At 39.8% G+C, this 11,546-nt stretch carries 9 protein-coding genes; 4 read left to right on the forward strand and 5 right to left on the reverse strand.

All coding sequences use genetic code 11. The features are described from left to right. Window positions 1–142: 142 nt before the first annotated feature. Window positions 143–412 (reverse strand): 30S ribosomal protein S14, encoded by a 270-nt coding sequence (gene rpsN / locus AB3I27_RS04360; RefSeq protein WP_002293413.1) that lies wholly within the window; start codon window positions 410–412, stop codon window positions 143–145. A gap of 187 nt (window positions 413–599) precedes the next feature. Between rpsN and AB3I27_RS04365 the strand changes: the two genes are divergently transcribed. From AB3I27_RS04365 to AB3I27_RS04375, 3 genes are all read left to right on the forward strand, one after another. Next, window positions 600–1,547, forward strand: coding sequence for an NADP-dependent oxidoreductase (locus AB3I27_RS04365; protein WP_002313980.1), 948 nt, complete (start codon window positions 600–602; stop codon window positions 1,545–1,547). Between the two features lie 307 nt (window positions 1,548–1,854). Next, on the forward strand, window positions 1,855–4,560 hold the full coding sequence (locus tag AB3I27_RS04370; RefSeq protein WP_104841458.1) for a YhgE/Pip domain-containing protein: 2,706 nt from the start codon (window positions 1,855–1,857) through the stop codon (window positions 4,558–4,560). 351 nt (window positions 4,561–4,911) lie between these two features. Further along, a complete protein-coding gene (locus AB3I27_RS04375; protein WP_002309748.1) occupies window positions 4,912–6,735 on the forward strand; it encodes an APC family permease in 1,824 nt (607 codons plus the stop codon). 97 nt (window positions 6,736–6,832) lie between these two features. Here the strand turns inward: AB3I27_RS04375 and AB3I27_RS04380 are convergent, their stop codons facing one another. The 4 genes from AB3I27_RS04380 to AB3I27_RS04395 are packed head-to-tail and all read right to left on the reverse strand — an operon-like array spanning window position 6,833 to window position 10,241. Beyond that, window positions 6,833–7,510 carry an ABC transporter permease gene (locus AB3I27_RS04380; protein WP_002316601.1) on the reverse strand — a complete coding sequence of 226 codons (678 nt, stop codon included), beginning with the start codon at window positions 7,508–7,510 and terminating at the stop codon, window positions 6,833–6,835. Next, the gene (locus AB3I27_RS04385) at window positions 7,507–8,424 is read right to left on the reverse strand and encodes an osmoprotectant ABC transporter substrate-binding protein (RefSeq protein WP_002309746.1); all 918 of its coding nucleotides are present in this window, start codon (window positions 8,422–8,424) and stop codon (window positions 7,507–7,509) included. Before AB3I27_RS04385 ends, AB3I27_RS04380 begins: the two co-directional genes overlap by 4 nt. Next, window positions 8,421–9,062 carry an ABC transporter permease gene (locus tag AB3I27_RS04390; protein ID WP_002313982.1) on the reverse strand — a complete coding sequence of 214 codons (642 nt, stop codon included), beginning with the start codon at window positions 9,060–9,062 and terminating at the stop codon, window positions 8,421–8,423. The genes AB3I27_RS04385 and AB3I27_RS04390 overlap by 4 nt, the downstream gene beginning before the upstream one ends. Window positions 9,063–9,065: 3 nt before the next feature. After that, window positions 9,066–10,241, reverse strand: coding sequence for a betaine/proline/choline family ABC transporter ATP-binding protein (locus AB3I27_RS04395; protein ID WP_002309744.1), 1,176 nt, complete (start codon window positions 10,239–10,241; stop codon window positions 9,066–9,068). 192 nt (window positions 10,242–10,433) lie between these two features. Between AB3I27_RS04395 and queA the strand changes: the two genes are divergently transcribed. After that, the gene (gene queA / locus AB3I27_RS04400) at window positions 10,434–11,465 is read left to right on the forward strand and encodes a tRNA preQ1(34) S-adenosylmethionine ribosyltransferase-isomerase QueA (RefSeq protein ID WP_002293403.1); all 1,032 of its coding nucleotides are present in this window, start codon (window positions 10,434–10,436) and stop codon (window positions 11,463–11,465) included. Window positions 11,466–11,546: the final 81 nt, after the last annotated feature.

Raw genomic sequence — 11,546 nt, forward strand, 5'->3', positions numbered from 1 at the left:
ATATAAAAAAAGGACCAACTGTGCGTAAAAAAAGATACGTCCGCTTCTAGTACCAGCATTTCTGCTAGAAGAAGCGAACGTATCTTTTTTGATGATCCAAGGAGTGGTCCATGCGCCCTCCTCCTTTACAGCCAGACTTGGACTACCAGCTGGCTTTTTTTACTCCTGGAATCAAACCTTTATGTGCTAACTCACGGAATTTTATACGGGACATCCCGAATTTACGCATGTATCCGCGAGGTCGTCCATCGATTAGATCGCGATTTTTCAACCGTTCTGGACGAGCATCTAAAGGAAGTTTACGCAAGCCTTCATAATCTTTTTGCGCTTTTAATTCCTGACGTAAAGCAGCATAGCGTTCAATCGTTTCTTGCTGTTTTTTTGCTTTGGCAATCTTTGATTTTTTAGCCATCAACAAATTCCTCCAATTTTTTTATTAGCGTAAATCGTAATCTTTACGCTTTTAGATGAATAATTTAACACGATACGCGAAAAAAAACAACTATTTTGTTTTGGATTATGTTCCAAATTGAAAAGACATTTTTTTTGTCAAAATAAAGGCATAAACGTAAACTTAAAGAAAAAGGGAGATGGTAACTATGCGAAGATTTGCAATTAATGGTTACGGAGAAGCGCAAGATGTTTTTGAAGAAATCAATGCTCATCCCAGAGAAGTCGATTCTGGACATATTCGTGTAGAAATAAAAACATTCAGCGTGAATCCGTATGATGTTGCCTTGCGTTCAGGAGAGATGAAAGAGATACGAACATTGAAATTCCCTTATGTACTAGGTAATGATGGCGCTGGTATCGTGACAGAGATTGGTTCAGATGTCACAACTGTTCATGTAGGTGATCGAGTAGCTGTCCATGCAGTCGGCGGGACTTACGGAGAAGAAGTCGTACTGCCATCAACAAAAGCAGCAAAAATTCCAGATGAAATGAGTTGGGAAGAAGCAGCCGGAATGGTCACACCAGGGATTACGGCGTATAATCTAATCAATCATTTGACGGAAATCCAGCCGACAGATACAGTGATGATTCTAGGTGCATCAGGTGCGGTCGGGTCTAGTCTGATCCAGCTTCTCCACGAAAAGGGTATCCGAGTCTTAACCAGTGCCTCTAGTAAAAACGAAGAAAAAGTAAGGAAACTAGGAGTTTCAGCATTTGCTGCTTATGATAAAACAGACCCAGGTATGCAATTTGCTGATCAAGCAGACCTTGTGATTGATGCCACGAAAGGAAGCATCAAAGGAGAAACCGGCATCCAGATCCTGAAACCAGGTGGGAGATATGTTGCATTAAATGACCTCCCAGACCTAAATTTGCGGCAAAAAAAGGAAGGCTTTTATGAATCATTTGTTCCAAGAAAGGAATATCAAGATGCAGAAGCCTTTGCTGGCATAATCAAATCCTATCAAAAAGGTGCCTTTCATATTTTTATTTCAATGAATCTGTCTGCTTCACTTGCACATGTTATCCAAGCACATCAGCAAGTTGAAGGGCATCCTCCTGCCGGGAAAATCATTTTGTCATTCGAAAAGTAAGAAACATAGGAATAAAAAATGAAAAAAGCTGAAACATTTTTGTAGGGGCAAAGACCAAAAAAGTGTTTTAGCTTTTTTGCGTATACGTATAATAGATAAAAACTTTGGCATAAAATTATCTTTCCCTTTTATTTCATGATAAAGTAAAGGCTGTAATCCTTAATTATTTCTCAATATATAAGAGATTACAATGAGACAATTGCCGTGATATGTCCAAAAATTCGACTTTTTTGAAAAAAGCCGATTGAAAAAAGTATGAAATACATGGTAAAGTAATTCAGCTGAAAAAAGAAGAAGGGGGAGAACTATGCAGTCAATCAAAAATACACTTCGTTTATATTTGCTTGACTGGAAACGGATTTTCAAAAACCCGATTGCTACACTTTTGATCATTGCGATCATGATCATCCCTTCGCTATATGCGTGGTTTAACATTAAAGCACTATGGGATCCATATGGAAATACTGGAGAGCTGCCAATTGCTGTTTACAGTGCAGACAAGCCAGCAGAGTTTCAAGGTAAAGAAGTGGCCATTGGGAAGCAAGTCATCGAATCGCTTCATAAAAATAAACAATTAGGATGGCAATTCGTTGATTCAAAAGAGCAATTAGAAGACGGAGTCCGTTCCGGAAAGTATTACGCAGGTATTTACCTGCCAAAGGATTTCTCAGAAGATCTGCTGAGTTTTACTAGTGGTGACATCAAGAAACCGAAAATCGAATATACGGTAAATGAAAAAATCAATGCGATTGCACCGAAAATCACCGATAAAGGAGCAAGTTCGATCCAATCGCAAATCACAAATGAATTTATCAAAACAGCCAGTTCGACTTTATTGAAAGTATTCAATGAAATAGGTTACGACATCGATACGAACCTAGTAAGTATCAATAAAGTCAAAGAGATGATTTTATCAACAGATGAAAATCTGGACACGATCGACGGCTACACAAAGCAAGTCCTCGAATTACAAAGTCAATTACCTGACATCAAGGAAAAATTGAATAAAGCAAATGAATTCGTGGATTACATCCCTAAAGTAGATGAGATGGGCGAAAAAGTCGTTGCATTGAATGACAAAATGCCTGAATTGAAAGACCAAGCAAAAATCATCCTTGATTTGCAAGAAAAAATCCCAGAGATCCAAAATGCTGGTAAACAACTAGCAGAGATCGACGGCGATTTTGCTTCGATCCAAGAGACAATGAATCAAGGAATCGATGAAGCAAAACAAGGCTTGACGATCATCCAACAAGTACAAGATATCTTGCCAGATGTGAAAAATTTAGAAAACCAGGCAAGTGATCTAGCAAACCAAACAAAATCAGGTGCCTCTCAGCTGAAAGATGCGATACCAAGCATCACAAACAGTGTAGATGTTACATTGAAGTCAATTGGACAAGTGGCAACAACGACTAGTTCGTTAATAGATACTGTAAGAATAGCTATTGAAGATGGTAAGCTGACTGATGATGAAAAGAAAAACATCAGCAATGTATTGAACGGCTTTATTGACGGAATATCTCAACAACAAAATGCAATCGATAAACTGGTCGAGTTCCTGACTAAATTGCAAACAAGTGCTGGAAATACGAAATTGCAGCCAATCATTGATCAGCTAAATCAATTAAAACCCTTGCTAAGCAATCTGCAAAACCGCCTATCTGCTTTGAACACAGCTGTTCAAAATGAAGACACGAAGGCTATTGATGAATTGCTAGATCAAATTGATGCCGTTGCTAATAATATCAATGGCATCATTGCTGGTATCAATACAGGTCAAATCAGCTCAACCGTCACTTCTCTACTAGACCAAGTCATCGATACGATTGGGACTGCACAAGGCGCACTGAGCAAAGCGGACCAGATCGACTTTGATTCGCTTCTCAGCTCAACGAAAGCAACTGTAACAAATGCAGTGGCAATCTTAGAAAAATATCAAAAAGAAATGCCTGCAATTGGACAAGAAATCCACGATGCCAATACAATGTTGAATGGCAATATGGAGACCATCGTCAATGGCATCAATGAAGGGGCAGACCTATACAACAATGAATTACCGATCCTTCAGCAAAAATTAGGGTTGGCCGCTGATTTTATCCAAAATGATTGGCCCACACTAAAAAATGAAATCACCGGTACATTGACAACAGTAAATGAAAAAATGCCAGAAGTCGAAACAGCTGTGAACGCTGCTGCGGACTTGATCAACAATGACTGGCCAAATATCAAAGCTGGTATCCAAAAAGCAGCAGATGCGATCCGAAAAGGCGAACAGGAAGTCGATCTAGGAGAAGTCATCAAATTATTGAAACTAGATGCAACAAAAGAAAGTGACTTCTTTACACAACCTGTTGAGCTGCAAACCAATGCGCTTTATCCAATCGCAAATAACGGTTCAGCTAGCACTCCATTTTATACTGCACTATGTCTGTGGGTCGGCGCTGTTCTTCTTTCAAGTGTTGCTACGACAGAATACTATTTAGGAAAGAAAGACCGAAACAATTTTACGAAACGAGAACAATTCGTTGCTCGTATGCTGACATTCTTGACAATGGCAATCGCGCAAAGCTTGATTGTTACATTAGGGAATATTTTCTTACTAGGAGTAGATGTCCAAAATCCAGTCTACAGCGTGTCATTTGCTGTCTTGATTGCCTTAGCATTTATGATGATCGTTTACGTCCTGGCTGCATTATTCGATAATGTCGGTAAAGGGATCGCTATCATCATTTTAGTACTGTCGATCTCTGGTGGAGGCGGGAACTATCCGATCCAAGTCTCAGGGAAATTCTTCCAAATGATCAATCCGTTCTTGCCATTTACTCATGCGGTAAACTTGTTACGGGAATCTGCAGGAGGAATTTATTGGCCAAATGCTACGAAAGCAATCTGGATCATGATCGGTTTGTTTGTTGTCTTTGGAGTCGTAGGAACGGCAGTCTATCCGTTCATCGAAGAAAAAATGACGAAATTCAAAGAAGCGGCGCATGAGAGCCATATTTTTCATTAAAGAAAAGAGGTTGTGAAAAAGCTGTTCTGCAGTAATAAGAATGACCAAACAAAAAAACAGCTTCACATTTCTCTTTTAAAAGTTAAGATATAAAAAAGGATAGAACCTGATTTTCTAAGTCAAGTTCTATCCTTTTATTATAGAATTCAAAGAAAAAGCCCATAAAAAAATGTTAGATTTTTGCTGTATTAAAGCGTTTGAAAAAGCGCTTGATATTTTTCTGTTTTTTTCCAATTATTTTCTTAAAGTTTATTGACTTTTAAGGTCAGTGAGCGTACTATAACATCTTGTTTACTATAAATTTTCGACTATCATACTTGAAGTAAAATTGCGTGTAAAGGAGTTTAAAAATTGGATTACTTAAAAAGGTTGTTAGTAGGTAAGCCTTTAAAATCTGCTGAAAATGATGAGCACAAATTAACCCGTTTTGCTGCTTTGGCATTATTGTCGTCTGATGCGTTATCATCTATTGCATATGGTACGGAACAAATCGTTGTTGTTTTAGTCGCTTTGTCTGCTGCAGCTATCTGGTATTCGCTGCCCATTGCCGCTTTTGTTATTATTTTATTGATTTCCTTAACGCTATCATATCGTCAAATCATCCATGCTTATCCTCATGGCGGTGGAGCATATGTCGTCAGCAGTGAGAATCTTGGGAAGAATGCGGGCTTGATTTCCGGTGGCTCTTTATTGATCGACTACATGTTGACGGTAGCAGTATCTGTCTCAGCAGGTGCTGAAGCAATCACATCAGCGGTCCCAGCATTATACGGGCATCAAGTTGCTATTTCTGTGACAATCGTTTTACTACTGATGATGCTGAATCTTCGTGGTCTGAGAGAATCTGCATCGTTCCTGTTATTTCCGGTGTACACATTTATCCTTGTAATCTCGTTGCTAATCGTTGTTGGGTTATATAATATCGTGACAGGTGCTGTGCCATTGCAAGCTACTGCGTTGCCAGGGGCGGTTGTTCCAGGGGTTTCTATCGCCTTGATTTTACGGGCATTTTCTTCTGGTTCCTCCTCTTTGACTGGGGTTGAGGCTATCAGTAATGCCGTACCATTCTTCAAAAAGCCAAGAGCCAAAAATGCCGCTGCTACATTGACGATGATGGCCTTGATCTTAGGTTTCTTCTTCGTTGGAATCACATTTATCAATTATTGGTATGGAATCGTTCCAGAAAAAGAAGTCACTGTTTTGTCTCAAATCGGTAAAGCTGTCTTTGGACATGGTATTTTGTATTACGTCCTTCAATTTGCTACAGCGCTGATTTTAGCCGTTGCTGCCAATACCGGTTTTTCTGCTTTTCCAGTTCTTGCATACAATTTGGCAAAAGATAAATTCATGCCCCACATGTATCAAGATCGTGGGGATCGACTAGGCTATTCCAATGGGATTATCACACTAGCGCTAGGTTCAATCGTGTTGCTGTTTATTTTCCATGGCTCAACAGAACGCTTGATTCCGTTATACTCTATCGGCGTGTTCATTCCATTTGCTTTATCTCAAACAGGGATGGTCGTCAAATGGAAAAAAGAAGGAAAAAGATGGTTAAGCAAATCGATTGCCAATATTACAGGTGCGTTCATCTCATATGCAATCATTGCGATTTTGTTCGTCTATCGGTTAGGGGACATTTGGCCTTTCTTCATCATCATGCCAATCGTTATGTTCATTTTTTATAAGATCCATGATCATTATAAAAAAGTGGCAGAACAGCTTCGTTTAGAAAATGATGCAAAACTACATGACTATGACGGAAATACCGTTCTTGTATTAGTTGGGAATGTGACACGGGTGAATATCGGTGCGTTGAATTACGCACGTTCGATCGGTGATTATGTCGTTGCAATGCATGTTTCGCTAGACGAAGATGTCGAAAAAGAAAAAGAAATCGAAGCAGAATTTAAAAAGCATTTCCCAGATGTCCGTTTCTCAATCGTCCATTCTTCTTATCGCTCGATTGAAAATCCGATTATCCGGTATGTAGATATCGTAAGTAAAAATGCAGCGAAACAAAACTATACAACTACTGTGCTGATTCCTCAATTTGTACCAAACAGACGTTGGCAGAATATTCTCCATAACCAAACAAGTTTGCGGTTAAGATTGCGGTTGTCTTGGCGTGAAAATATCGTTATCAGCACCTATAGTTACCATTTGAAGAAATAAGTCCATCAAGAATCTGGGACACAAAGTAGTTTATTGAATATCATTTAAATAAAAAAGGTCGTAGCGCTCAAGCGCTACGACCTTTTTTTGTCTTGATTCATTCTGTCTGCGATTTTTTTGAAGCAGGATCTAGCCGTTTTTCCAAAATACCTAAAAGCCAGTCTGTGATGATCGCCATTAATGCAGTTGGCAATGCACCGGCTAAAATAATCGATGTGCCATCTGTTGCATTGGTTCCTCGGATAATGATATCTCCAAGACCACCAGCACCGACGAATGCACCAATCGCGGTTATCCCGATGGCAACAACTAGCGCGTTTCTTATGCCTGCCATGATAACAGAAACAGAGAGTGGTAACTCTACCATGAACAGCCGTTGTCTAGCAGTCATCCCCATGCCTTTGCCGACATCCAGGATATTTTTGTCTACTTGGATCATCCCGGTGTACGTATTCTTGATAATGGGTAATAGGGAATATAAAAATACAGTAACAATCACGACATTGACTCCTAGACCTAATCCAATAATCAGAATGGAGATCATGGCTAAGGAAGGAATCGTCTGGATGATATTCGCCAAACGAATCACCCAGTTTGCTAATTTACGTCTCCTAGAAATCATGATCCCGACCGGAATCCCGACAACTGCTGCAAAGAGGACACCATAGATAGAAATCAGGAAGTGACGGATAAATTGTGCAAAGATATAGGAGCCATTTTCCTGGAAATAATAGAAAAATTGTTGAAAGACATTCATTTTATCCAATTGCTTCACTTCCCTTCAAAATAGTGGTTTTCTTGTAAGAAACGTTGTGCTACTACTGATGGTTCCACTAGATTATTATCTGCTTCGTAGTTCAATTCCTGCATTTTTTCCGTACTGATGGTATGACCTAACTTATTTAAGGCTTCTTTTAAATGAGGCGTATCAGCTAATACCTTGTTGTCTACAACTGGAGCAGCATCATATGGTGGGAAGAATTGACGATCATCTTCCAACATGACTAGATCATAACTGGCGATCCGTCCATCCGTAGAGTAGCCAAGAACAATATCCATTTTACCTGCTTCGACTGCATCGTAAACAAGTCCAATCTGCATAGGTAAGATCGAATTAAAAGAGAAACCATAAGTTTCCTGGAAGCCGTCGTAACCGTCTCCTTTACGATTGATCCAAGAAGTATCTACACCAGCTACTAATTCATCCGCTACATTTTTCAGATCGCTGACTTTAGATAGATGGTATTTTTGTGCGGTGTCTTTTCGAACAAGAAAGACATACGTATTTTCAAAACCATAGGATGGGAACCACGTTTGGTTATATCTTTTCTCAAATTCATCTTTCACGATTTCAAAAGCTTTTTTCGGATCTTTTTCAGGAGGAAGATTCAATGTAGTGGTTAAATCTGTTCCTGTGTAGCGAGCTGCTGAAATCGAAGCATCTCCGTTCATCATCGCTTGGTGGTTGATAGTTGTAGTAGCGAGATTGTTGATGATCGCTGTGTTTTTATCTGTATAGTGTTCAACCATCCCGGCAACTAGGCTTGCTAAGATCTGAGCTTCAGAAGTGATCCCACCTGTGATCGAGATGGTGTCTTCATCTGTATTGCTGGCAAGTCCAGGGAAGGAACAACTTGCAAGTATAAGAAGAGAGAAAAGAACCATAGTCATTTTTAGTATACGTTTCATTCGTCATTCTCCTCTCTAAGTGCAATCGGTGTCAGCCGGTGTTCCAAGAGACCCAGAAGCCAATCAGCCAACAGAGCTAAAATCGTTACAGGGATCGTACCTGCCAAAATGAGATCTGGTTGGTAATTATTCAGTCCACTAAAAATCAAATCACCTAAACCACCAGCCCCGATATAAGAGGCAAGGGTAGCCCATGCAATCACGTAAACAGCAGCTAAACGAATGCCGGCCATGATCGTTGGCATAGCAATAGGCAGTTCGACGGAAAAAATGGATTGGAACTCAGTCATTCCCATCCCTTTTGCCACATCCCGATAATTCCAATCGACATTTTTCATCCCGATATACGTATTTCGTAGAATTGGCAATAATGAATAAATAAAGAGAGCGATGATTGCAGGTAATTTACCTACGCCAAATAGCGGGATCATCAATGCCAATAAAGCAAGAGAAGGGATTGTTTGCAAGGCGCTGGTTAAACCAATCACAATCGTAGCAGCTTTCGGAAAACGTGTCAGTAAGACACCAAGCGGTACAGCAATGATGATACCAATGATCAAAGCAAGTCCTGAAATATAAAGATGTTCAAAACCTTTTGAGAGAATTTCTGAACCGTGCTGATGAAAAAACTGCTGCATAGGTCAGACCTCCTTAGATTCTTCAGGAGTAGCTGACTCTGCAACATCAGTAGTTGCGGGGTCTTCTCCCCAAATCACATCGTAGACGATATCCACTAATGATGCGCGAGTCAAGATACCTACGACTTTGTTCTGTTCATCAACGACCGGCACGTATTTCAGCCCGCGTTTTAAAATGCGTTGCAAGGTATCACGAAGATAAGCGGATTTTTTTACGTAAAAAACATGTTTATTCAAAATGTCGCCTACACTGGATACTTTTCCTCGTTTTTTATTCAACGTTTCTACATCGATAAATCCTTTTAATACATTCGAATTATCGGTAACTAACAACGTATCTACACGTTTTTCCCTCATCAGTTTGATTGCTTCTTGTAATGATTTTTCCGGTGTAATCGTGATTGCTGTATTTAGCATAACTTCTCCGACTCTTGTCGCATTTGGTTTTGCTTGTAGTAAGCGATCTTCTCCAATCAACTCTTCTACAAAATCGTTTGCAGGATGACGTAAAATATTTTCTGGTGTATCGAATTGGATCACACGACCTTCACTCATGATGGCGATACGGCTTGCTAGTTTAATCGCTTCGTCCATGTCATGGGTTACAAATACGATCGTTTTTCCCAAGCGCTCTTGTAAATCTTTGACAAGGTCTTGCAAAGAATCGCGAGTGATGGGGTCAAGCGCACCGAATGGTTCGTCCATCAAGATGATATCTTGATTCGCTGCAAGGGCACGAACGACTCCAATACGCTGCTGCTGACCACCAGATAATTCATGTGGGTAGCGATCTAACATCTCACGGGGCAATTCCACAAGATCAATCATTTTTTCAGCTGTTTTATTTCGTTCTTCTTGACTGACTTTCAACAATTTTTGGACAAGAGTGATATTTTCACGGATCGTCATGTGAGGCATCAATCCAATACTTTGGATAACATAGCCTATCTGACGTCGCAATTCCACTGGATCAATTTCTTGGATGGATTTTCCATCAATCAAAATTTTCCCTTGTGTTGGATCAGTCATTCGGTTGATCATCCGCATTGTCGTCGTTTTTCCGCTCCCGCTCGTACCGATAAAACAAATGAACTCACCCTTTTCAAATGAAAGATTGACGTCCTCTACAGCAACTTTCCCACCTTTATAAATCTTTGACACATTTTGAAATTCAATCATGGTGCCACCTCTTTTTCTATTTTCAATGAAGAACTATCTATTACTAGTATGCCTAAAACAATAAAAAAATACAAATAGGGTAGTTTTTTTATTTAGGGAAATAAAAAGCTAGGATAAAAATGTGCTGATTTTGCCAACAGAACGAAAAACATGATAGAATGATGAAGCACATGATAGAAAGTGAGTGACGATATGTTAACAACAGAAGATTTTGATTTTGACTTGCCGGAAGAGTTGATCGCACAAACACCATTAAAAGACCGCGATCATTCTCGTTTACTTGTTTTGGATCGGAAAACTGGAGAAATGAAAGACAAGCATTTCCATGAAATCATTGAAGAATTACATCCTGGTGATGCGCTAGTCATGAATAATACACGAGTTCTGCCTGCTCGTTTATATGGAGAAAAACCAGATACTGGTGCTCATTTAGAAGTCCTTCTTCTAACGAATACAGAAGGAGATACGTGGGAGACATTGATCAAACCTGCGAAACGTGCCAAAGTTGGGACAAGAATCTCTTTTGGTGATGGCAGATTGCAAGCAGTAGTGAAAGAAGAATTGGAACACGGCGGACGGATCATTGACTTTGAGTATGAAGGAATTTTTCTAGAGATTCTTGAATCGTTGGGAGAAATGCCATTGCCTCCATATATCAAAGAACGTCTGGAAGACCCAGATCGCTATCAAACTGTCTATGCGAAAGAAAATGGTTCTGCTGCAGCACCAACAGCGGGTTTGCATTTTACGAAAGAACTGCTTGATGAGATCGAAGCAAAGGGTGTTGAATTAGTCTATCTGACACTACACGTAGGGTTAGGCACATTCCGTCCTGTCAGCGTAGATAAGATCGAAGAACACCATATGCATAGTGAATTCTACCGTTTGACGGAAGAAGCAGCTGAGCGATTGAACCAAGTACGTAAAAACGGCGGGAAAATCGTGGCTGTCGGAACGACTTCGATTCGAACATTAGAAACGATTGGAACGAAATTCAATGGAGAAATCAAAGCAGACAGTGGATGGACCGATATTTTCATCACACCTGGCTATGAATTCAAAGTGGTGGAAGCTTTTTCAACCAATTTTCATTTGCCAAAATCAACTTTAGTCATGTTAGTAAGTGCTTTTGCCGGCAGAGAATTGACATTATCTGCTTATCAGCACGCGATTGACGAGCGCTATCGTTTCTTTAGTTTCGGAGATGCGATGTTCGTGAAATAAGACTGGTTAGAACGATCGTACTCTGAGTATGAAAAAGTCAAGAATATCTCCGTAAAAACAAAAAAAAGCTGCCGATTTTTT

It is taken from the genome of Enterococcus sp. C46, assembly GCF_040887565.1.
GTDB classification, from domain to species: domain Bacteria; phylum Bacillota; class Bacilli; order Lactobacillales; family Enterococcaceae; genus Enterococcus_B; species Enterococcus_B lactis.